Source organism: Streptomyces sp. NPDC055815, from assembly GCF_053616475.1.
Genome location: NZ_JBSHDU010000012.1, coordinates 103,802 through 124,050, shown reverse-complemented (window position 1 = coordinate 124,050; position 20,249 = coordinate 103,802). Strand labels below are relative to the sequence as shown.

The 20,249-nt window shown below is 72.1% G+C and carries 23 protein-coding genes; 11 read left to right on the top strand and 12 right to left on the bottom strand.

Annotated elements, in window-relative coordinates:
• Positions 1-87: 87 nt before the first annotated feature.
• From ACWGN5_RS11360 to zapE, 3 genes are all read right to left on the bottom strand, one after another.
• The gene (locus ACWGN5_RS11360) at positions 88-1,476 is read right to left on the bottom strand and encodes an alkaline phosphatase PhoX (RefSeq protein ID WP_453513558.1); all 1,389 of its coding nucleotides are present in this window, start codon (positions 1,474-1,476) and stop codon (positions 88-90) included.
• Between the two features lie 140 nt (positions 1,477-1,616).
• A complete protein-coding gene (locus ACWGN5_RS11355; protein WP_369147177.1) occupies positions 1,617-2,042 on the bottom strand; it encodes an OsmC family protein in 426 nt (141 codons plus the stop codon).
• Between the two features lie 34 nt (positions 2,043-2,076).
• Positions 2,077-3,162 carry a cell division protein ZapE gene (zapE, locus tag ACWGN5_RS11350; protein WP_453513556.1) on the bottom strand — a complete coding sequence of 362 codons (1,086 nt, stop codon included), beginning with the start codon at positions 3,160-3,162 and terminating at the stop codon, positions 2,077-2,079.
• A 36-nt stretch (positions 3,163-3,198) separates the two neighbouring features.
• Here zapE and ACWGN5_RS11345 point away from each other — a divergent pair, with 36 nt between their 5' ends.
• The 5 genes from ACWGN5_RS11345 to ACWGN5_RS11325 all read left to right on the top strand — a co-directional run bounded on the left by ACWGN5_RS11345 (position 3,199) and on the right by ACWGN5_RS11325 (position 7,071).
• Positions 3,199-3,972 carry a pyrimidine reductase family protein gene (locus ACWGN5_RS11345; protein ID WP_453513555.1) on the top strand — a complete coding sequence of 258 codons (774 nt, stop codon included), beginning with the start codon at positions 3,199-3,201 and terminating at the stop codon, positions 3,970-3,972.
• A gap of 106 nt (positions 3,973-4,078) precedes the next feature.
• A complete protein-coding gene (locus tag ACWGN5_RS11340) occupies positions 4,079-4,549 on the top strand; it encodes an indole-3-glycerol phosphate synthase (RefSeq protein ID WP_453513553.1) in 471 nt (156 codons plus the stop codon).
• 133 nt (positions 4,550-4,682) lie between these two features.
• Positions 4,683-6,074 (top strand): UDP-N-acetylmuramate--L-alanine ligase, encoded by a 1,392-nt coding sequence (murC, locus tag ACWGN5_RS11335; RefSeq protein ID WP_453513551.1) that lies wholly within the window; start codon positions 4,683-4,685, stop codon positions 6,072-6,074.
• Between the two features lie 15 nt (positions 6,075-6,089).
• Positions 6,090-6,494, top strand: coding sequence for a peptide-methionine (R)-S-oxide reductase MsrB (gene msrB, locus ACWGN5_RS11330; RefSeq protein WP_453513550.1), 405 nt, complete (start codon positions 6,090-6,092; stop codon positions 6,492-6,494).
• Between the two features lie 106 nt (positions 6,495-6,600).
• Entirely contained in the window at positions 6,601-7,071 is a 471-nt protein-coding gene (locus ACWGN5_RS11325; protein ID WP_453513549.1) for an SUKH-3 domain-containing protein, read from the top strand.
• Between the two features lie 20 nt (positions 7,072-7,091).
• Here ACWGN5_RS11325 and ACWGN5_RS11320 read toward each other — a convergent pair whose 3' ends face one another.
• From ACWGN5_RS11320 to ACWGN5_RS11305, 4 genes are all read right to left on the bottom strand, one after another.
• Positions 7,092-7,877 carry an SDR family NAD(P)-dependent oxidoreductase gene (locus ACWGN5_RS11320; protein ID WP_453513548.1) on the bottom strand — a complete coding sequence of 262 codons (786 nt, stop codon included), beginning with the start codon at positions 7,875-7,877 and terminating at the stop codon, positions 7,092-7,094.
• A gap of 87 nt (positions 7,878-7,964) precedes the next feature.
• A complete protein-coding gene (locus ACWGN5_RS11315; RefSeq protein WP_453513546.1) occupies positions 7,965-8,690 on the bottom strand; it encodes a DUF4232 domain-containing protein in 726 nt (241 codons plus the stop codon).
• 91 nt (positions 8,691-8,781) lie between these two features.
• A complete protein-coding gene (locus ACWGN5_RS11310; protein WP_453513544.1) occupies positions 8,782-9,021 on the bottom strand; it encodes a DUF397 domain-containing protein in 240 nt (79 codons plus the stop codon).
• On the bottom strand, positions 9,018-9,875 hold the full coding sequence (locus ACWGN5_RS11305) for a helix-turn-helix domain-containing protein (protein WP_453513542.1): 858 nt from the start codon (positions 9,873-9,875) through the stop codon (positions 9,018-9,020). The genes ACWGN5_RS11310 and ACWGN5_RS11305 overlap by 4 nt, the downstream gene beginning before the upstream one ends.
• 152 nt (positions 9,876-10,027) lie before the next feature.
• On the opposite strand from ACWGN5_RS11305, the gene ACWGN5_RS11300 reads away from it, so the two are divergent.
• Both ACWGN5_RS11300 and ACWGN5_RS11295 read left to right on the top strand, forming a co-directional pair.
• Positions 10,028-10,504 carry an ATP-binding protein gene (locus ACWGN5_RS11300; protein ID WP_453513540.1) on the top strand — a complete coding sequence of 159 codons (477 nt, stop codon included), beginning with the start codon at positions 10,028-10,030 and terminating at the stop codon, positions 10,502-10,504.
• 26 nt (positions 10,505-10,530) lie between these two features.
• Positions 10,531-11,682 (top strand): hypothetical protein, encoded by a 1,152-nt coding sequence (locus tag ACWGN5_RS11295; RefSeq protein ID WP_453513538.1) that lies wholly within the window; start codon positions 10,531-10,533, stop codon positions 11,680-11,682.
• 12 nt (positions 11,683-11,694) lie between these two features.
• Here the strand turns inward: ACWGN5_RS11295 and ACWGN5_RS11290 are convergent, their stop codons facing one another.
• The 5 genes from ACWGN5_RS11290 to ACWGN5_RS11270 form a co-directional block, all read right to left on the bottom strand.
• The gene (locus ACWGN5_RS11290) at positions 11,695-12,318 is read right to left on the bottom strand and encodes a hypothetical protein (RefSeq protein WP_453513537.1); all 624 of its coding nucleotides are present in this window, start codon (positions 12,316-12,318) and stop codon (positions 11,695-11,697) included.
• Positions 12,318-12,674 (bottom strand): hypothetical protein, encoded by a 357-nt coding sequence (locus ACWGN5_RS11285; protein WP_453513535.1) that lies wholly within the window; start codon positions 12,672-12,674, stop codon positions 12,318-12,320. Before ACWGN5_RS11285 ends, ACWGN5_RS11290 begins: the two co-directional genes overlap by 1 nt.
• A 129-nt stretch (positions 12,675-12,803) precedes the next feature.
• Positions 12,804-14,807, bottom strand: coding sequence for an elongation factor G (gene fusA, locus ACWGN5_RS11280; protein WP_453513534.1), 2,004 nt, complete (start codon positions 14,805-14,807; stop codon positions 12,804-12,806).
• Positions 14,808-15,064: 257 nt separating this feature from the next.
• On the bottom strand, positions 15,065-15,472 hold the full coding sequence (locus tag ACWGN5_RS11275; RefSeq protein WP_453513533.1) for a VOC family protein: 408 nt from the start codon (positions 15,470-15,472) through the stop codon (positions 15,065-15,067).
• Between the two features lie 130 nt (positions 15,473-15,602).
• Positions 15,603-16,283: a MerR family transcriptional regulator gene (locus tag ACWGN5_RS11270; RefSeq protein ID WP_453513531.1), complete on the bottom strand. Its 681-nt coding sequence runs from the start codon at positions 16,281-16,283 to the stop codon at positions 15,603-15,605.
• 173 nt (positions 16,284-16,456) lie between these two features.
• Here ACWGN5_RS11270 and ACWGN5_RS11265 point away from each other — a divergent pair, with 173 nt between their 5' ends.
• From ACWGN5_RS11265 to ACWGN5_RS11250, 4 genes are read left to right on the top strand one after another with little or no spacing between them, the layout of a single operon-like run.
• Complete coding sequence (locus ACWGN5_RS11265) at positions 16,457-17,788, top strand: DUF3533 domain-containing protein (RefSeq protein WP_453513529.1); 1,332 nt, start codon at positions 16,457-16,459, stop codon at positions 17,786-17,788.
• A 31-nt stretch (positions 17,789-17,819) separates the two neighbouring features.
• Positions 17,820-18,455 carry a nucleoside/nucleotide kinase family protein gene (locus ACWGN5_RS11260; protein WP_453513528.1) on the top strand — a complete coding sequence of 212 codons (636 nt, stop codon included), beginning with the start codon at positions 17,820-17,822 and terminating at the stop codon, positions 18,453-18,455.
• A 22-nt stretch (positions 18,456-18,477) separates the two neighbouring features.
• On the top strand, positions 18,478-18,987 hold the full coding sequence (locus tag ACWGN5_RS11255) for a YcxB family protein (RefSeq protein ID WP_453513527.1): 510 nt from the start codon (positions 18,478-18,480) through the stop codon (positions 18,985-18,987).
• 5 nt (positions 18,988-18,992) lie between these two features.
• Positions 18,993-20,240 (top strand): MFS transporter, encoded by a 1,248-nt coding sequence (locus ACWGN5_RS11250; protein ID WP_453513525.1) that lies wholly within the window; start codon positions 18,993-18,995, stop codon positions 20,238-20,240.
• Positions 20,241-20,249 lie beyond the last annotated feature (9 nt).

Here is a 20,249-nt window from a genome sequence, read left to right as displayed (position 1 = left end):
TTGCCCACCGGGTTTGTTTTGGGGGGGGGGGGGCGGCCCTCCGCGCTGTGTAACGCGCGTAGCGCGACCGCGTGAGCGCTCGTCAGCTCAGCACCACGGCCCCGTCACCGCGAACGTCGTGCCGGGTGTGTAGCAGTTGACGTACATCGTCGAGCGGTCCGGGGAGAACGTGACCCCCGCGAACTCGCCCCACTCCGGGGCCTCGGGCGTCCCGCCCGCTGCGGCAGCAGCTGATGTCAGAGCCTGGGCGTTCCGGGCCACCGCGTACACCTCGCCCTCCGTGCTCACCCCGAAGACGTGCTGCGCCCCGTCGCCGTCCTCGCAGACCATCAGGCCTCCGGTCGGCGCGAGACAGATGTTGTCCGGGGACTCGCCGGGGAGCTGGACGTCGGTGCTCGGGCCGAAGACCACGACGAGGGTGAGCCGGCGCTTGTGCGGTTCGTACTTCCACACCTGGCCGAAGTGCGTGGCCGCCGAGCCGTCCTTGGCCCGTGCGAAGGAGGAGACGAAGTAGACGGCCCGCCCGCCCCAGTAGCAGCCCTCCAGTTTCTGGGCGTGGGTGATGCCCTTGGGGCCGAAGTCCTGGTGGCGGATCGGGGTCGACGTCGCCGACGGGTCCGGTACGGGGACCCATTCGATGCCGTCGAAGCGGGCGCCGGTCTCCTGGACGACGGACAGGTCGGGTACGCCGGGCACCCGCATGGCCTCCAGGGCGCCGCCGGCGCGCAGCGAACCGGTGCCGCCGAGCGGCTTGTTCGGCAGGAAGCGGTAGAAGAGCCCGAAGGGCTGGAGGAAGGCGTCCTCCGTCTCGTACACGATGCCGCTCGACGGGTCGACGGCGATCGCCTCGTGCTGGAAGCGGCCCATCGCGGTGAGCGGGACGGCTCCGGTGCGGTGGGGGTCGGCGCCGTCGACCTCGAAGATGAAGCCGTGGTCCTTGGTGTAGCCGTTGGTGCCGGCCCGGTCCTCGGTCTCCTCGCAGGTCAGCCAGGTGTTCCAGGGGGTGGGACCGCCCGCGCAGTTGACGGCGGTCCCGGCGATGCCGACCCGCTCCCCGAGGACGTTGTTGCGGCCGTCGAGTTCGAGGACCGTGCAGCCGCCCTTGCCGGCCGGGTCGTAGGTGAGGCCGGGGACGGTGGGGACGGCGATCTTCCCGGTGACCCGGTTCTCGTGGTTGCGGACGAGGTGCACCCGGCCGCGGCGGCCGGCGAAGGCGCCCATGCCGTCGTGGTTGCTGGGGACGGGCCCCTCGCCGGAGCGGAGCGGGTCGCCCTGCCGGGAGAGGACCCGGTAGCGGAAGCCCGCCGGGAGGTCGAGGAGACCGGCCGGGTCGGGGACGAGGGGGCCGTAGCCGCCCCGGCGGCCGCTCGCGGCCAGGGCGCTTCCGGCGAAGAGTTCGGAGATCGCGCCCGTGAAGGCGATCCCGGCGACGGACGCGCCGGTGCGGGAGAGGATCTGACGTCGTGTTGCGGACATGAGGCAACAACCCACTTCCTGTTGGCGGACAGGACAGATGTGATGTGACGCGTGACCCGCATGTGTGTATCACGCACTGTGGTGACGCGTGAACCATGCGGGCCACAACGGCCTCATGTGGCGCGGAGACTGACCCTGTGTCAGGCGAGTTCGGCGGTGAGGGTGATCGTGGTGCCCGTGAGTGCCTGGCTGACCGGGCAGTTCTTCTTGGCGTCCTCGGCGAGGGCCTTGAACTCGTCCGCGTCCAGGCCGGAGACCGTGCCGCGAACGGTCAGGTGGATGCCCGTGATGCCCTCGCCCGGCTGGAAGGTGACGTCGGCCTTCGTCTCCAGGCGCTCGGGCGCGTGGCCCGCCTTGGCCAGACCGTTCGAGAAGGCCATGGAGAAGCAGGAGGAGTGCGCGGCGGCGATGAGCTCCTCGGGGCTGGTCTTGCCGTTGGGCTCCTCCGACCGGGCCGGCCAGGAGACGTCGTACGAGCCGAGACCGGAGGAGTCGAGGGTGACGACGCCGGAGCCCTTGAGCAGGTCGCCCTGCCAGACGGTGTGGGCGTGACGCACGGTGGCCATGGTGGATCCCTTTCGATCGGGTACGGCCACCAAGCTACTGCGCGACGAGCCCCTTCGCGTCGCGGGCGAGCGCGGTGAGGCGGGAGATCGCCCGGAAGTACTTCTTGCGGTAGCCGCCGTTCAGCATCTCTTCGCTGAAGAGCCGGTCGAAGGGGAGTCCGGAGGCGAGCACGGGTATCTCGCGGTCGTACAGGCGGTCGGCGAGGACGACGAGCCGCAGGGCCGTCGACTGGTCCGGGACCGGCTGGACGTCGGTGAGGCAGACGGCGCTGAGGTCGTCCGTGAGGGCGCCGTACCGGCTCGGGTGAACCCTGGCCAGGTGTTCGAGCAGGTGCGGGAAGTCGTCGAGGGAGGCGCCCGGCGTGGCGTACGCGGTCTCGGTGACCACCTGGTCGGAGTACGGGGGCGGGGCCTCGGGCAGACCGCGGTGGCGGTAGTCCTCGCCGTCGATCCGCAGCGGCCGGAAGTGCGCCGAGAGGCCCTGGATCTCGCGGAGGAAGTCGGCGGCGGCGAAACGGCCCTCGCCGAGCTTGCCCGGAAGCGTGTTCGAGGTGGCGGCCAGGGCCACGCCCGACTCGACGAGCTTGCCGAGGAGGCTGGAGACGAGGACGGTGTCGCCCGGGTCGTCGAGCTCGAACTCGTCGATGCAGAGGAGACGGTGTCCGCTCAGCGTCTTCACGGTCTGCTGGAAGCCCAGCGCGCCGACCAGATTGGTCAGCTCGACGAAGGTGCCGAAGGCTTTCAGCGCGGGCTCCGCGGGGGTCGCGTGCCACAGCGAGGCCAGCAGGTGGGTCTTGCCGACGCCGTACCCGCCGTCGAGGTAGACCCCGCGCGGGCCGCTCGGGGCGGCCGGCTTCTTCGCGAACCAGCGGCGCTTGCCCGCGCCGGTGGCGTGCGCCCCGCCGAGGCCCTCGGCGAAGGCGCTCAGGGCCTTGACGGCGTCCGTCTGGCTCGGCTGGTTCGGGTCGGGGAGGTACGTGTCGAAGCGCACCGAGTCGAAGCGCGGCGGCGGCACCATCTCCGCGACGAGACGGTCGGCGGGGACGTGGGGCTCTCGGGAGCAGAGCGAGAGCGGGGCCGCTTCGGGAGAAGCCGCTTCGGTGAGGGCACGGGTCGACACAGTTCCCCACTGTAAGCGCCGTGTCAGACTTCGATCATGCGCCAGCTCTTCCCTGTGACGGACATGACAGCCACCGCCGCCGCCGACCAGGAGTGGTCGCTCGACGCCCTCGCCGATGCCTACGCGTATCCGGAGGCCGGGGGAGAGGGCACCTGGCTGCGGGCCAACATGGTCTCCTCGCTCGACGGGGCCGGCCAGCACGAGGGGCGCTCCCAGCCGCTCTCCTCCGAGACGGACATGCGGATCTTCGGTGTGCTGCGCGGGCTCGCGGACGTGGTCGTGGTGGGCGCGGAAACGGTCCGCCTGGAGGGCTATCGCCCGGCACGCGCGCGTGAGGCCTTCGAGGCCCGCCGGGCCGCCGCCGGACAGGGCCCGGCGCCCGTGATCGCCGTGGTCAGCGCCTCCCTGAACCTCGACTTCTCGCTGCCGCTCTTCACGGAGCCGCTGGTGCCGACCCTGGTCCTCACGGGGGCCGCCGCGTCCGCCGAGCGGATCGAGGCCGCCCGGGCGGCGGGCGCCGTGGTGCTGATCGCGGGCGACGGGCCCGGGGTGGAGCCGGCCCGCGCGGTGGCGGCGCTCGCGGAGCGCGGGCTCCGCCGGCAGCTGACCGAGGGCGGGCCCCGGCTGCTCGGCCAGTTCGTGGCGGCGGGGGTCCTCGACGAGCTGTGTCTGACGGTCTCGCCGACGATGACGGCGGGTGACGCCCAGCGGATCGCCGGGGGGCCTTCGGTGGCCGTCCCGACACGCTTCCAGGTGGCTTCCGTGCTGGAGCAGGACGGCTTCCTCTTCACCCGCTACCGTCGGATCTGACAATCGGCGGAATTTGTCGTTCCGCTTACCGTCCGCTGGGCACACTTACTGTCGCAGACCCCGTGCGGGCACGGGGAAGGATGGTTTCCGCAGAAGGGCTCCTGAGGTGTTCACAAGCGTTCTCATGATCGAGAAGCCCCTGACGTCCGTCGACGTGGAATTCGTCACCACCCTGCACGGCGACGAGGGCATGTCCTTCATCGTTCTCATGCAGCCGCGTGGTGACCAGGCCGATGTACTGCTGCGTGCCATCGACGACGTCGCGATGGGCGAACTGAAGGAAGCCGCCCACGAGGGCGACGAACCGGAGGGCAAGGAGGCCCGGCCCCTCGCCGAGCAGGCCCTGGAGGTCTCGCTCCAGGCCCTGAGAAACGCCGGCTGCGAGGCGGTCGGCCAGGTCGTCGAGGACCACCCGCTCGACAAGATGAAGGCGGTGGTCGACGAGTCGGCGGCGGACGAGGTGATCGTCCTCACCGCCCCGCACTACGTGGAGGAGTTCTTCCACCGCGACTGGGCCTCCCGGGCCCGCCACAAGGTCGGCGTCCCCGTCCTGAAGCTCTTCGCCCACAGCGAGTAGCGGCAGCACCGGGTCCGCGCCCCGTGCAGGGGGCGCGGACCCGGCGCCCGCTCCGCCGCGCCCCGCCGGGCACGCGCGCGTGAGCCACTAGGCTGGGGTCTTCCAGAACCACACACCCCGGGGAGAGATCCGCATGGCACCCGCCATCCCTGCCGCCATGGAACGGCCGCACTTCATCGGCATCGGCGGTGCCGGAATGTCGGGCATCGCGAAGATCCTCGCCCAGCGCGGCGCCAAGGTCGCCGGCAGCGACGCCAAGGAGTCCGCGACCGCCGAGTCGCTGCGCGCCCTCGGCGCCACCGTGCACATCGGCCACGCCGCCGAGCACCTCGCCGACGACGCCTCCGCCGTCGTCGTCTCCAGCGCCATCCGCGCCGACAACCCCGAGCTGGCCCGCGCCGCCGAGCTCGGCATCCCCGTCGTCCACCGCTCCGACGCGCTCGCCTCCCTCATGGACGGCCTGCGCGCGATCGCCGTCGCCGGTACGCACGGCAAGACGACCACCACCTCCATGCTGGCCGTCGCCCTCACCGAGCTCGGCCTCGACCCCTCGTACGCCATCGGCGGCGACCTCGCGGGCCCCGGCACGAACGCCCGGCACGGCTCCGGCGAGGTCTTCGTCGCCGAGGCCGACGAGAGCGACCGCAGCTTCCAGAAGTACGACCCCGAGGTCGCCATCGTCCTCAACGTCGAGCTGGACCACCACGCGAACTACGCCTCCATGGACGAGATCTACGAGTCCTTCGAGGCCTTCACCGCCAAGATCCGCCCCGGCGGCACCCTGGTCGTCGGCGAGCACGCGGGCGCCCGCGAGCTGGCCCGCCGCGTCGCGGACCGCGAGGGCCTCTCCGTGATCACCGTCGGCGAGTCCGAGGACTCCGACGCCCGCATCCTGAAGATCGTCCCGAACGGGATGAAGAGCGAGGTGACCGTCCTCCTCGACGGCGTCGAGCACACCTTCACCGTCTCCGTCCCCGGCCGCCACTACGCCCACAACGCCGCCGCGGCCCTCGCCGCCGGCGCCCGCGTCGGCATCGACCCGGCCGAGCTCGCCCAGGCGCTCACCGCCTACACCGGCGTCGGCCGCCGCCTCCAGCTCAAGGGCGAGGCCAAGGGCGTCCAGGTCATCGACTCGTACGCGCACCACCCCACCGAGATGACCGCCGACCTGGAGGCCATGCGCGGCGCCGCCGGGGCCTCCCGCCTCCTCGTCGTCTTCCAGCCGCACCTCTTCTCCCGCACCCAGGAGCTGGGCAAGGAGATGGGCGACGCGCTGGCCCTCGCGGACGCCTCCGTCGTCCTCGACATCTACCCGGCCCGCGAGGACCCGATCCCCGGCGTCACCAGCGAGCTGATCATCGCCGCGGCCGAGCGGGCCGGCGCCGCCGTCACGGCCGTCCACGACAAGGACACCGTCCCCGAGGTCGTCGCGGGAATGGCCGGCCCCGGCGATCTCGTTCTCACGATGGGCGCGGGCGACGTCACGGACCTGGGTCCGAAGATCCTCGCCCGCCTGTCGAACTGAGGGAGTGGACGAACGATGGCGTACGAGGTCGAGAAGTCGGACGAGGAGTGGCAGGCCCAGCTGACCCCCTCGGAGTACCAGGTGCTCCGGCTCGCCGGCACGGAGCCCGCCTTCCGGGGTGAGTACACGGACACCAAGACCCGGGGTGTCTACTCCTGCCGCGCCTGCGGGGCGGAGCTCTTCACCTCGAACGAGAAGTTCGAGTCGCACTGCGGCTGGCCGTCCTTCTTCGACCCGAAGGACAGCTCCGCCGTCGAACTGATCGCCGACACCTCCCACGGCATGATCCGCACCGAGGTCCGCTGCGCCCGCTGCGGCTCCCACCTGGGCCATGTCTTCGAGGGCGAGGGCTACCCGACCCCGACGGACCAGCGGTACTGCATCAACTCGATCTCGCTGCGGCTGGAGCCGCAGGAGTAACGGCCGCCACGACGGGTGCGAGGGGCTCACTCCGGATCCGGTTCCGGGGCGAGCCCCTCGCGGCCGCTCCGGGACCCCGTACAGCTGTGGAGACAGGAGCCGTCCCATGCCCCGTCCCGAGACCCCCGCGGACGTCGACGCCTGGTTCGGCGAGCACGGCTGGTTCCCCGGCCGTGACGTCACCGAGCAGGCCGAGACGTTCGTGGCGGAGGTCGTCGAGGAGACCCGGAACGTGGGGTTCCCCGTGGAGCCGTTCGCCGCCGCCACCGCGTTCCTCGCCGAGCACGCGGGCCTCCGCCTGACCATCGACGCCCGGCGCGAGGAGTACCTGTACTTCGAGCCGGTCATCGTCTGGGACAGCACCGCCGAGGAGATCGCGGAGCTGAGCCGCAACCTGGGCGTGCGGCTCTTCCCCGTCGGCTGGGACTCCTCGGAGGGAGAGGTGATCGTCATGGACGAGCGGAGCCGGTTCTTCTGCCTGCACCACACCGGCACCTACTACATGGGGACCGGCAAGTACGGCGGGATGGCCGGGTACGGGTATCCCATGCGGGACGCGGAGGACTTCTACGTCTGACCCGGACCCGGCCAGGGCCCTCAGTGGACCGAGAAACCGCCGTCCACGAACAGCGACTGGCCCGTGACGTACGCCGAGGAGACGCTCGCCAGGAACACGGCCGCGCCCGCGAAGTCCTCCGCGAGGCCGTTGCGGCCGACCATCGTGCGGGCGGCCAGCGCGGCGACCTTCTCCGGGTCGGAGGAGAGGCGCTCGTTGAGCGGGGTCATCACGAAGCCCGGGACCAGCGTGTTGGAGGTGACGCCGTACGGGGACCAGGCCTCGGCCTGCGAGCGGGCCAGCGACTCCAGGGCGCCCTTGGACACCCCGTACGCCCCGCTCTGCACGAACGCGCGGTGCGCCTGCTGAGACGTGATGTGGATGATCCGGCCGAAGCCCCGCTCGGCCATCCCCGGGCCGAAGCGCCGGCCCAGGAGGAACGGCGCCTCCAGGTTCACCGTCATCGTCGTGTCCCACACCTCGTCGCCCAGCTCGCCGAACGGCGGACGGAGGTTGATGCCGGCCGAGTTCACCAGGACGTCCGGCTCCCCGAAGACGGCCGCGGCCGCCTCCGCCCCCGCCTTGATGCCCTCCCGGGTGCTCAGGTCGGCGCTCACCCAGGCCGCCCGGCAGCCGTCGGCCGTCAGCTCGTCCACGGTCGCGACGAGCTCCGCCTCCTTGCGGGCCAGGATCACCACGCTCGCCCCCGCACGCGCCAGGGCCCCCGCGATGGCCTTGCCGATGCCGGAACTGCCGCCGGTGACCAGGGCGGTGCGCCCGTCGAGCGAGAACAGCTCGGAGAGGTAGCCGGAGGGGGTGGCGCTCATGGGTGGTCGCTCCTCAGGTCGTCGGCGGCCGACCCGCGTTGACGGGCAGGTACACGCATCCTGGCACACGTGTTCGCGCCGCCGCCGTCACCTGGCCTTGAAGACGAACCTCTCGACCTCGCTGCGGTCCAGGTTCCAGAACGTCACCGACGGCTTCCGGCCGACGGTCACGAACTGGACGTCCTTCGAGAACGCGACGTCGATCGGGGCGCTGTCGTTGTCGTTGCCCGGGTCCCGGTACGCGATGCCGAACGACTCGTACGTCTCCGTCTTCTCGCCGCCCAGGAACAGCTTCACGCCCGCGTACGCCTTCTGCTTCGGCCCGATCGTGGCGACGGCCTTCGGCCGGGACTCCATCGGGGGCAGCGGGTTCTCGGTCTCCTGACCGAAGTAGATGAACGGGTAGAAGTAGAGCGTGCACGCCCTGTCGGTGACGTTGGTCGCCGTGATCAGGACGTGCTGACCCGAGTCGTGGGGCCAGTACGACGTGTCGATCGAGACGTCGGGGTCGGCGCAGGCCGGGGCCTTGTCCTTGGCGTCAGGACTGGGCTCGGCGGTCGCGGTGGCGGTGGGCTTCGCCGACTCGGTCGGGGTCGGGGCCTCCGACGGGGCCTCCGACGGGGTCGCGCCGGTCGCGCTCGCGGTGGCGGACGGAGTGGCGGACGGGGCCTGGCTCTTGGCCCCGTCCTCCGTACCGCCGCTCGGCCCGCAGGCCGCGGAGGAGAGCAGCGCGGCGACGGCCGCGGCCCCCAAGGTGTACGTCTTCCAGGTCTTGCGGGCAGCGCGCATGGTGATCCCCCGTGTGCTTCGCATGGCTCGACGAGCAGATTCTGCGCCGGGGCGGCCGCCGTATTCCGGTGCGGGCCCGCTCGTTACGAACCACGGACATGGAGGTGATGCTTCCTCAGCCGAGCCGGGCGAGGAACTCCGTCCAGGTGCTGGGGGAGAGGGCGAGCTGGGGGCCGGTGGGGCGCTTGGAGTCACGGACGTGGACGGTGGAGGGGCAGGAGGCGACCTCGACGCAGTTGTCGCCGCTTCCGCCGCTGTAGCTGGACTTGTGCCAGGACAGGGCGACTTCGACGCAGTCTCCGTCGCCACCGCTGCTGTAGCTGCTCTTGAACCAGGCCAGGTCTGTGGTGCTCATGCTGCTCCTCGCATCTCCCGCAACAGGCTCACGGACTCCTCTGCGGAAAGAGCCTGTGCCCGCATCCTGGCATATCGCTTATGGAGGATGCTGATCTCTTTCGGGTCGGAGATGAGGTGGGCGGCGCGCTGGCCCTCGCAGTAGGCGTACCACTTGTTCTCCACGGTCTCCAGGAGTTGCAGCGGGCCGTCAAGGCCCGCGTGGTGTCCGCGCGTCTGCGGCATGACCTGGATATCGATGTTGCGCCGGGCGCAGATCTCGAGGATGTGGTCGATCTGCTCGCGCATGACCTCTGGGCCGCCCGTCTGGCGGCGCAGTACGTGCTCCTCGACGATGAAGCTGTAGATGGTGTGCGGGCGGTCCGTGAGGAGCTTCATCCGCTCTACCCGGGCCGCGAGATTCGCCTCGATCTCGTCGTCACCCAACGCGGGAATCTGCTTCTCGAAGAGCGTCCTCGCATACGCCGTCGTCTGGAGGAGCCCCGGCACCAGCCGGTTCTCGTACGTGTAGAGCGTCACCGCCTGGGCTTCCAGCTTCGCCCACTGCCGGAACCACCTCGCGAGCCCCGGGTTGCGGGTCAAATGCTTCGCCGCTCCCCGGATCGCCCCGAACGCGTCGAGCAATTCCTCCGCCTGCCCGACGAAGCCGGCGGACGGTAAACGGCGGCCCTGCTCGATCGAGGCGATCGTCGGCACCGAGTACCCCACCAGCGGCGCGAACTCCTCTTGGGTGAAGCCGGCCCTTCTGCGGAAGGCCTTGACCACCTCCCCGAAGGTCTTCAGGCTGTCCGACGTCTCCGGCTCGCCCCCGCTCGAAGCCGCTTCCCATACCTCTTCCGGAACCGCTTCCGTCACCCCGGCCACCTCCTGCACCCGTGCGCTCGCATGTCAACGCACCCATGCTCACGGGTAGTGACCGGTACCGTCCAGAGTGTGAACCCGTACGCTGCCGCAGCGTACGAGTCGCTGACCTGGTAACTCCCTCCGGGCACCGCCACATTGGCCCCATGACCTCCCCCGTGACCCGCGAACCCACCGTCACCGTACGTGTGTTCACCCAGCGCTTCAGCTCCACCCCGCGCGGCGCCCGGCTCGCCCGGCGGCTCGCTGTCCATCAGCTCGACCGCTGGCGCCTCCCGTACGGCTCCGAGACCTCCGACGTCGTCGCGCTCCTCGTCGCCGAGCTCGCGGCCAACGCCGTCACCCACGGCCGGGTGCCCGGGCGCGACTTCGAGCTGACGCTCTCGTACACGCCCGGGCGGCTGCTCCGGATCGACGTCTCTGACACCCGGGGCGAGCGGCGGCCGGCCGCCGTCGCCCCGGGGCCGCTCGACGAGGGCGGGCGGGGCCTGCTGCTCGTCGAGGCGCTCGCGACCCGGTGGGCGGTGATCGACCGCGTACCGGTCGGGAAGACCGTACGGGCCGAACTCGACCTCCCGGCTGCCGATTCCGCTGACATCGCCGCCCGGCTGGCGACAGACTGACGGGACCAGAGGGACGGGGGAGCGCGATGGCGACGGACGTGGAGAAGGCACGGGCCTTTCTGTGGGAGCTGCAGTCCCAGGTCGTCCGGGCGAGTGGCCTGCGGCACAGCCGGGACGGGGCCGGCTGGAAGGAACTCCTCGTCGAGACCGGGAGGAGAATGCCCGGTGTGGCGGAGGGGGAGTTGGAGCGGATCGTCGAGTTGGCGATGAAGCCCGGGGACCGCTGGCCGCCGCGCGGGCCCGATGAAGATCCAGGGGGGTATTGGCTGATCCACTCGCTGGCCGACCGCCTGGAGAAGTCCTTCCCCGCCTCCTTCGCCCGTCCCGTGATCGGGCTGCTGGCCACCGGCGAGATCAACGCCGTGACGCTGCTGGCCCCCGACGCGAAGACCCACATCGTGGCCTTCGAGAGCGAACTCCTCACCTTCAGCAACCTGTTCGCCAAAGCCGTGGCCCTGGCGATGCCCCACGAGGGGACTGAGGGCGACAAGGTCATGTTCTCCGTGGACATCGACAAGGTGCGCCGTCACGTGCGGAACTCCCCGGAGGCCGTTCGCCGCTTCCGCGAGGTCGTGCTCGCCTATCTCCTGGAGGGCCGGCCGAGCCGCGCGCCCGAGTATCTGCCGCCGCAGGTCACCAGCGTCATGGGCTCCGTCCTGCACAACGGGATGGAGCTGTTCGTCCTCGGCCACGAGTACGGCCACGTCATGGCCGAGCACGTGTCCGACCGGAAGAGCCCGCGTCGCATGCTGGGGACGGGGGACGTCGACGTCACCGAGGTCGCCTGGAAGTGGGAGCAGGAGGCCGTGGCCGACCTGATCGGCTGGAACCTGTGCCTGGGGGCGATGGGCGAGGACTACGGCCCGTCTCTGCCCCACGCGGGCGTCGAGCTGTTCTTCTCCGCCTGCGAGGTCCTGGAGCGGGCCGTGCCCTTGCTGGTCACCGGCGCGATCGCCTCGCGGTCCGCGGTGTCGACCCATCCGCCGACCGATGTCCGACGCGGCATCGTGCGGGAGCACGCCCAGGAGCGGCTGGGCGAGGGCGCGGCGCCGCTGCTGCAGCTGGGTACGGCGATCCAGGAGATCGTGGACGTCCTCTGGGAGCAGACCGCCCCGGTGATCCTCGACCTCCACCGGCAGGGCGCCGTTCCCGACGCCCGCTGGACGGCCAACCTCTAGCGGGCTGTCCCCTCAGGGGCAGCTCGGCACCGACGTCGCCGAGTCGATCCGGCCGGAGGGCACCGGCCGCTCCACGCCCTTGACGCGCAACCGCACCCCCTTCGCGTCCATCCCCAGGAGCGTGCCGCACAGCACGGTCCCGTCGGTCTGCACGATCCGCACTCCCGGCTCCCCGGGCCGCGGGCCGTACCAGGTCAGGCCGATCCCCGCGGTGACCACGGCCAGCGCGAGGAACCCCGCGGCGATGGCCCGCCGCAGGTCCCTGACGGCCTGGCGCACGGTCAGCCGTTCCCTGGTGAGCAGTTCTTCGAGCGAGGCGTCGGCCGCGCGCCGCCTCGGCAGTCCGAACGCGGCGCGCATCGCGAAGAAGGCCCCGGCGGCGGCGAGCAGGAGGCCCCCGAGGAGGAGCAGTCCCACCGCGCCGCGCGCCCCGCCCGACAGCCCCTGGAGGGTGTCCGGCCCCTTGACCATCCCGACCGCGGTGAGCAGGCCGAGCAGGGCCGCGAGGCCGTTGCGCCAGTTCTCCGCCTGGGCGCGGACCCGGGCCAGCTCGCCCATCAGGAGGCTGCGGGACTCCTCGGCCCGTGACCGGCTGGCCGGTGTGCTGGGCGTACCGGCCGTGACGCGGACCGCCATCAGGCGCCCCACTCGACGTGCAGGACCCAGGAGGCCCCGCACCCCTTCTGCTCACCGGCCTCGGGGTGGGTGGCGGGGCAGGCGCAGATGACCTCGACCTCGCGCGCGCCCGTCTCGGCGGCCCGGCGGAGCAGCAGTCGGGACAGCAGACCGGAGCCGCCGAGCGCGTTCGCGTACGAGACGAGCGGCTCGGCGTGCACGGTCTCGTGGCCGCAGCGCGGGCACGGCCCGCTGACCACGATGACCTCCGGGGCCGTCTCGTCGGGATGCAGGCTGACGCGCGCCGTGCCGGCCGCGACCGTCCCCCACTCCGGGTCCGACTCCACGCGGTACAGCAGATCCTGTTGGTCCGTCACTCGTGCCCCTCCCGTCCCGTACGGCCAACGTAACCGCCCCGGAAGGCTGTTGGCGACGGCGGTCCTGGCCATGTCGTTCCGGCCCGGCAGGGTGTCCGGGCCGTGGGGTCACCACGGCCCGGACGTCGTTCACACCGTCAGCCCCTGCGGCGCCGGGGCGTACCCCGCCGGCCGGGTGGTGAAGGTGCCCCGGCCCTGGGTGCGGCCGCGGAGGCGGGACGCGTAGCCGAAGAGTTCGGCCAGCGGGACCGTCGCCGACACCACCGCCGTACCGGAGCGGGTCGTCGAGTCCGTGACCCGGCCCCGGCGGGCCGCGAGGTCGCCGAGGACCGAGCCGACCGACTCGGCGGGGACGGTGACCGTCACCTCGGCCACCGGCTCCAGGAGCGTCATCACGCTCGTACGGAGCGCCTCGCGCAGGGCGAACCTGCCTGCCGCGCGGAACGCCATCTCCGAGGAGTCCTTCGGATGCGTGGCGCCGTCCGTGAGCGTGACCCGGACGCCCGTCACCGGGTGGCCGCCGACGGGGCCCTCGACGAGGGCGTCCCGGCAGCCGGCCTCGACCGCGCGGACGTACTCCTGCGGGACGCGGCCGCCCGTGACCGTCGACGCGAAGACGAACTCCTCGTCCGCCGGCTCGACGTCGATGACGACATGGGCGAACTGGCCCGCTCCGCCGTCCTGTTTGACATGGCGGTGGAGGAGGCCGGTGACGCCCTTCGTCACCGTCTCCCGGTACGCCACCTGCGGACGGCCGACCGTGACCTCAAGGCCCCGGTCGCGCCGCAGCTTCTCGACCGCGACCTCCAGGTGCAGTTCGCCGAGTCCGGACAGCACGGTCTGGCCCGTCTCCGGGTCGGACCGCACGACCAGCGACGGGTCCTCCTCCGTCATCCGGGCGAGGGCCGTCGCCAGGCGGCCCGTGTCCGTGCTGCGGCGGGCCTCGACGGCGACCGAGACGACGGGGTCGGCGGTCGTCGGCGGTTCGAGGACGACCGGCGCGTCCGGGGCGCAGAGCGTCGCCCCGGCGCGGGCGGACTTCGGCCCGACGACGGCGACGATGTCGCCGGCGCGCGCCTCGTCGACCTCGGTCGCCCGGTCGGCCTGGACGCGCAGGATGCGGGCGATGCGCTCGGTGCGGGTGGTGGTGGCGTCGAGCACGGTGTCTCCCTTCCTGAGCGTGCCCGCGTAGACGCGGAGGTAGGTCATCCGGCCGGTGGTGGTCGCGTTCACCTTGAAGGCGAGCGCGGTGAACGGCGCCTCCGGGTCCGCCGGGACCTCGCCGCGTACGGGCGGCATGTCCGACGGGGCCGGGAGGTACGCGACGACGGCGTCGAGCAGGGGCTCGATGCCGCGGTTGCGGTACGCCGAGCCGCACAGCACGACCACGGCCTCGCCGGAGAGGGTCAGGTCGCGCAGGACGGCGGTCAGGGTCTCCGCGGAGAGGGTGTCCCGCTCGCAGAACTCCTCCAGGGCGCCGGGGTGCAGCTCCGCGACCGTCTCCACGAGGCGTCGCCTGCGGTGCAGGGCCTCCTCCCGGAGTGCGTCGGGGACCTGCTGCGCGGTGTACGTGTCGGCGCCGTCGGCCCACACGTACGCCCTCATCGCGACCAGGTCCACGACGCCGGTGAAACCGTCCTCGCGGCCGATGGGGAGCTGGACGGCGAGCGGGACGGTGCCGAGGCGGTCCCGGATCGACGCCACGGCGGAGTCGAGCTCCGCGCCGGCGCGGTCCAGCTTGTTGACGAACGCGATCCTCGGGACGCCGTGCCGGTCGGCCTGGCGCCACACGGTCTCGCTCTGCGGCTCGACGCCCGCGACGGCGTCGAAGACGGCGACGGCACCGTCGAGGACGCGCAGCGAACGCTCGACCTCGTCGGAGAAGTCGACGTGACCGGGGGTGTCGATCAGGTTGACGCGATGCCCCGCCCAGTCGCAGCTGACGGCCGCGGCGAAGATCGTGATGCCCCGGTCCCGCTCCTGCGGGTCGAAGTCGGTGACGGTGGTGCCGTCGTGGACCTCGCCGCGCTTGTGGGTGGCGCCGGTGAGGAAGAGGAAGCGCTCGGTGACGGTGGTCTTGCCGGCGTCGACGTGGGCGAGGATGCCGAGGTTGCGGACGCTGTGGGTACGCATGGGAGGTCGTGCCTTTCGCTGCTGCGTGAAGAACGGGGCAGCGCGATTCCCGGACGGATCCCTACGGGATCGTGGTCACGTCACGGGTCGGCGATGGCGGGCGCGCAGCCGCCACCGGCCGGAGCGAGAGGCGAGGATCACGTCGAAGCGGCGCGTACGCACGGTCGGCTCTCCTCGGTAGACACTCGCGGCACGGCACACCGGTCGGTGTGCCGTGCCGCGAGTGTAGGGAGCGCCGCCGCGCGGGCGACACCGAATTATTCGGTGGGCTGGAGGAGGTCCCAGCGGTTGCCGTAGAGGTCCTCGAAGACGGCGACCGAGCCGTACGCCTCGTGGCGCGGCTCCTCCAGGAACTTCACGCCGGCCGCCGTCATCCGCTCGTGGTCGCCGGCGAAGTCCTCCGTGTGGAGGAAGAAGCCGACCCGGCCGCCGGTCTGGTTGCCGACCGAGGCCTCCTGCTCCTCGTTCCTGGCGCGGGCGAGGAGCAGCCCGGTGTTGCCGAGACCGCCGACGCCGGCCGCGCCGCGCGGGCGGACGACGACCCAGCGGTTCCCCTCGCCGCGGTCGGTGTCCTCGACGAGGACGAAGCCGAGGGCGTCGGTGTAGAAGGCGATGGCCTCGTCGTAGTCACGGACGACGAGAGTGACGAGTGCGATGGACGGCATTTCCTCAACGTAATACGCGGAAGGGTGGGAACCCAGTCACGTCGACCCGCGTCGTCGTGCGGGATGCCCCTTGTCGGACGGGGACGAGAACGAGGGTCCGGGAGAGGGGAGCACGAGGGTCGCCCCCTCGTCAGCGCGGGGCGGCCGGCGGGTTCGGGGCGGCCTCTTCGGGCGTGCGCGCCCACGCGGCCCGGCGGCGGGTCTCGTTCTCCTGGGCCATACGACGCAGCAGGGCCAGGACCGGTTCCAGGAGGAGGACGACGATGGCGGCGTGCTCGGCGAGCTTGAGCCGGTCCTCGGCGTCGTCGAGCTCCTCCACCTGGTCGACGTCGAGCTTCGCGGCGGCCGCGGCCAGCTCGGCGTAGGGCAGCAGGTCCCCCGTGCCGTACTCGATGCCGAGGCGGCTGAGGTCCATGAGGCTGGCGGCGAGCGCGCGGCGGTGCGGGGAGTCCGGGGAGACGTCCCAGTCCATGGCGCGTACGAGCTCGTCGACCCGCGGCGCCTGCTCGTCCACCGCTTCCGTCTCCGCGGCGTCGACGGGGGTCGGGAGCGCGTAGTGCACGACGCCGAGCGTGGCGAGCGGGTCGAGCGGCTCGTCGATCGCCGCGAGGACGTCGCGGGTCGCGGCGATGGACAGGCCGCCGCGGGCGGTCAGGGCGCGGATCAGGCGCAGGCGCTGGACGTGCTCGTCCCCGTACAGGGTCAGCGTGGCTCCGAGCGGGCGGCCGGGCGGCAGCAGACCTTCCCGCAGGTAGTACTTGATCGTTCCGACCGGAGTTCCGGACAGACGGCTCAGGTCAGAGATCTTCATGGGCACTCTCGCTCGAAGCTGTTCCGTGAGGTCAGTCTCCCAGGGGATGTGATCAGTCTCCCAAGGGCTCGGATGGACACCACAACTCGATAGTGTCACTCTTCAACTGGAAAGTGAAGGTTTCTAGTACGCCGCCGACCAGCGGCGACATTCCCATCGAAGCGGAGCCCGTCATGCCCGAACCCACCCATCCGCTGCGCGTGAGCGCCCGCGGACTGCTGCGCCGGCGTGGCGTGTGGCTGCCCTCGGCGGTGATCCTCGGCCTGCTGTCCTTCGTCCTCTCCCTGCTCTACCTGGGTGCCAACAACGACCCGGTCGGCGCGACGAAGGACCTGCCGATCGCCCTGGTCGACACGGACAAGGGCACCCGGGTCGGCGGCGAGCGGATCGACCTGGGCGCACAGATCACCGCGAAGATCACCGGATCCGCAGACCTGAAGGAGAAGGTCGACTGGAAGACGGTCGACCGCCGCACCGCCGACGACCTGCTCGCCCGCGGCGAGGTGTTCGGCGCCCTGGTCATCCCGGACGACTTCTCCGCCTCCGTGGCCGCGCTCGCCGGGCCCGCCCAGCGCACGCCGCATCCGCCGACCATGACGGTGCTGACCAATCCCGCCGCCGGAAGCTTCGGCTCCGCCATGGCCGCCGAGATCAACCGCAAGGTCGTCGCGACCACCTCCGCGGAGGTGGGCAAGCAGCTGGGTCAGGCGGCCGCGCACCGTGCGGCGGCGCAGGGCACCACCGCGCACACCGCCCCGGGTGCCGCCGCGCAGCTGATGATCGCCGACCCGGTGAAGGTCACCGTCCAGGAAGGCCACCCCCTCGGACAGCACAGCGGCCTCGGCCTGAGCGCCTTCTTCTACGCGCTCATCCTCGTCCTCGGCGGCATGCTCGGCGCCAACGTCATCCACCTGCAGGTGGACACCGACCTCGGCTACGCCGCCAGCGACAAGGGCCCGTTCCGCATCGTCAGGCCCGTCCAGCACGCCACCCGGGTGCACCACTTCCTGGTCTGCTCGGTGCTCATGGTCGTGCTGTCGATGCTGACCTCCGCCCTCGCCATGATCGCGGCCGTCGACGTCGTCGGCATCGACGCCACCCACCGGCCGATGCTGTGGTTCTTCGGCACCTGCGCCACGGCCGCGATGGGCATCACCGCGCTCGCCCTGCTCGCCGTCTTCGGCACCCCGGGCCCCATCGTCTCGATGCTGGTCCTGATCGGCCTCGCCATCCCGTCGGCCGGCGCCACCATCCCGATCCAGGCGCTCCCGGACTTCTACCGCTTCCTGGCCGAGTTCGAACCGTTCCGGCAGGTCGTCGACGGCGTCCGGTCCATCCTCTACTTCGACGCACGGGTCGACGCCGGACTCGGCCGCGCCTGGACCATGGTCGGCATCGGCTTCGCCGTGTCGCTCGTCCTCGGCCTCGCCTTCACCTGGTTCTACGACCGCCGGGGCCTGCACCGCTCGACGCCCCGCCTGGCACAGCCGGTTCCCGTCGGCTGAGAGGGTCCGGGGTCGCGGCGCCGGTGCGACAATGCCCCGCATGGACGCGCAGGAGTTCGACCGGCTGGTCCGGCGCGCGCGGGCGCTCGCCGGAGACGGCACGCGGCGGGTGCTCGGGATCGCCGGGGCGCCCGGGGCCGGGAAGTCCACGCTCGCCGCGCGGCTCGTCGCCCGGCTCGACGGGCACGCCGTGCTCGTACCGATGGACGGGTTCCATCTGGCGCAGGCCGAGCTCGAACGGCTCGGGCGGGCCGGGCGGAAGGGCGCGCCGGACACCTTCGACGCCGCCGGGTACACCGCGCTCCTCGCCCGGCTCCGCACCCCCGTCCCCGGCACCACCGTCTACGCGCCCGCCTTCGACCGCTCCCTGGAGGAGCCCGTCGCCGGGGCGATACCCGTCGCGCCCGAGGTTCCGCTCGTCGTCACCGAGGGCAACTACCTGCTGCACGACGAGGGCGCCTGGGCCGGCGTCCTGCCCCTCCTCGACGAGGCCTGGTACCTGGAGCTCGACGCCCGCCGCCGCGTCCCCCGGCTCGTCGAGCGGCACGTCCGCTTCGGCAAGGACCGGGCCCGTGCCGAGCGCTGGGTCCACGACTCCGACGAGGCCAACGCCCGCCTGGTGGCCCGCGGTCGGGACCGCGCCGACCTGATCGTGAGCATGAGTTAGCGGGACAGTACGCTGACGGATCATGGACACGGACACGGGCATGGACATGGTCAAGCTGGCCTACCGACCCACGCGGGCCGACATCCTCGCCGGGGTCCTGGTGCGCGAGCGCCTCCGCCGCCACCATCTGGTCCGATGGGGGTTCGTCGCGCTCTTCTGCGCGGGCGCCCTGCTGACCCTGGCCTCGCGCCGGCCCTCCGCCGTGTCGCTCGTCCTCGCCGTCTTCTGCGCCGTCCTGATCTGGGCGATGCCCCACCTCCAGGCCCACCACGCGCTGCGCACGGTCTCCTGGCAGGGCGAGTACCGCGCGTCCGTGAGCGGTACGGGGATCACGACCGACACCGCGCACGTGTCCCTGCTCCAGCGCTGGTCGGTCTTCCGCGGCTACCGCGAGACCCGCGACCACCTGGTGCTCCTCAGCCGCGACCCGAACATCCTGCTCGTGGAGGTGCTGCCGCTGCGCGGGCTGCCCTCCCCGGAGGACGCGGAACGGCTGCGCGCGCTGGTCGGCCGAGAGCTGCCCGCGCTGTGAGCCCCGTGACCGGGAAGGACGCCGGGACGGGGAACCGTCCGCAGCGCGCCCTCATCGCCGCGAGCTTCGTCAGCCGGGTGGGCAACGGGCTCTTCAACACCGCCGCGGTGCTCTACTTCACCCTCGTGGTGCACCTGCCCGCCGCACAGGTCGGGGTCGGCCTCACGGTCGCCGGGCTCGTCGGGCTGCTCGCCGGGATCCCGGCCGGGAACCTCGCCGACCGCTACGGGCCGCGTACGGTCTGGCTGGTGGCCGTCGTCGTGCAGGCCGTGACGATGGCCGCGTTCGTCCTCATCCACGACTGGGTCACGTTCACGCTCGTCGCCACCCTGGACCGGCTGGCGGCGACGGCGGGCGGCGCCGCGGGCGGCGGGCTCGTCGCCCGGGCCGGCGGCGAACGCCCGGCGGCCTTCCGGGCCAAGCTCCGCACCTGGGTCAACCTCGGCGTCGTCCTGGGCACGGTCGGCGCCGGCTTCGCCGTCGCCGTCGACACCCGCGCGGCCTACACCGTGCTCATCCTCGCCAACGCCGCCAGCTTCGCCGGTGCCGCCCTGATCGGCCTGATCGGCGTCCCCGACTACCGGCCGCTGCCCCGCCCCGAGGAGCACCACCGCTGGGCCGTCCTGACCGACCGGCCGTACCTGACCTTCACGGCGCTCTACGGCGCCATGGGCCTGCAGTACCAGACCGTCTCCCTGCTCCTGCCGATCTGGCTCTCCGCCCACACCGACGCGCCCCGCTGGACCGTGGCGGTGGTCTACGCGGTCAACAGCGGGGTGTGCGTCCTGCTCCAGAGCCGGATCGGCTCCCGGGTCGAGACCCCGCGGCAGGGCGGCCGGGCCTTCCGTATCGCCGGGCTGCTCTTCCTGGTCAGCTGCCCCTTGATGGCGCTGACCGCGGACGTTCCGGCCTGGGTCGCGGCGGCGCTCGCCATCCTCGCCGTCTGTCTGCACAGCCTCGGGGAGGTGTGGGAGTCCTCGGGCGGTTACACGCTCGCCTTCGAACTCGCCCCCGCCCACGCCCAGGGGCAGTACCAGGGCTTCTTCGGCATCGCCTTCAACGCCGGGCAGGCCCTGGCTCCGGTGGTCCTGACGACCGCGGTCCTCGGACTCGGACACGCCGGCTGGCTGCTGCTCGGCCTGTTCTTCGCGGCCGTGGGCGCGGCGGGCCCGCCGGTGGCCGCCTGGGCGGAACGCACCCGCCGCCGCCCGAGCCCGACCCAGGACCCGGACCCCGCGACGACCGGGGCCTAGGCGCCACGG

Bases quoted from the DNA above. Each gene is read 5' to 3' on its own strand.
- ACWGN5_RS11320 (WP_453513548.1), bottom strand. From the start codon at position 7,877: ATGAGCGCCACCCCCTCCGGCTACCTCTCCGAGCTGTTCTCGCTCGAC.
- ACWGN5_RS11310 (WP_453513544.1), bottom strand. From the start codon at position 9,021: ATGAGCACCACAGACCTGGCCTGGTTCAAGAGCAGCTACAGCAGCGGT.
- ACWGN5_RS11355 (WP_369147177.1), bottom strand. From the start codon at position 2,042: ATGGCCACCGTGCGTCACGCCCACACCGTCTGGCAGGGCGACCTGCTC.
- ACWGN5_RS11265 (WP_453513529.1), top strand. From the start codon at position 16,457: ATGCCCGAACCCACCCATCCGCTGCGCGTGAGCGCCCGCGGACTGCTG.
- ACWGN5_RS11295 (WP_453513538.1), top strand. From the start codon at position 10,531: ATGGCGACGGACGTGGAGAAGGCACGGGCCTTTCTGTGGGAGCTGCAG.
- ACWGN5_RS11290 (WP_453513537.1), bottom strand. From the start codon at position 12,318: ATGGCGGTCCGCGTCACGGCCGGTACGCCCAGCACACCGGCCAGCCGG.
- fusA (WP_453513534.1), bottom strand. From the start codon at position 14,807: ATGCGTACCCACAGCGTCCGCAACCTCGGCATCCTCGCCCACGTCGAC.
- ACWGN5_RS11345 (WP_453513555.1), top strand. From the start codon at position 3,199: ATGCGCCAGCTCTTCCCTGTGACGGACATGACAGCCACCGCCGCCGCC.
- msrB (WP_453513550.1), top strand. From the start codon at position 6,090: ATGGCGTACGAGGTCGAGAAGTCGGACGAGGAGTGGCAGGCCCAGCTG.
- ACWGN5_RS11255 (WP_453513527.1), top strand. From the start codon at position 18,478: ATGGACACGGACACGGGCATGGACATGGTCAAGCTGGCCTACCGACCC.
- ACWGN5_RS11300 (WP_453513540.1), top strand. From the start codon at position 10,028: ATGACCTCCCCCGTGACCCGCGAACCCACCGTCACCGTACGTGTGTTC.
- ACWGN5_RS11315 (WP_453513546.1), bottom strand. From the start codon at position 8,690: ATGCGAAGCACACGGGGGATCACCATGCGCGCTGCCCGCAAGACCTGG.
- murC (WP_453513551.1), top strand. From the start codon at position 4,683: ATGGCACCCGCCATCCCTGCCGCCATGGAACGGCCGCACTTCATCGGC.
- ACWGN5_RS11270 (WP_453513531.1), bottom strand. From the start codon at position 16,283: ATGAAGATCTCTGACCTGAGCCGTCTGTCCGGAACTCCGGTCGGAACG.
- ACWGN5_RS11275 (WP_453513533.1), bottom strand. From the start codon at position 15,472: ATGCCGTCCATCGCACTCGTCACTCTCGTCGTCCGTGACTACGACGAG.
- ACWGN5_RS11325 (WP_453513549.1), top strand. From the start codon at position 6,601: ATGCCCCGTCCCGAGACCCCCGCGGACGTCGACGCCTGGTTCGGCGAG.
- ACWGN5_RS11260 (WP_453513528.1), top strand. From the start codon at position 17,820: ATGCCCCGCATGGACGCGCAGGAGTTCGACCGGCTGGTCCGGCGCGCG.
- ACWGN5_RS11360 (WP_453513558.1), bottom strand. From the start codon at position 1,476: ATGTCCGCAACACGACGTCAGATCCTCTCCCGCACCGGCGCGTCCGTC.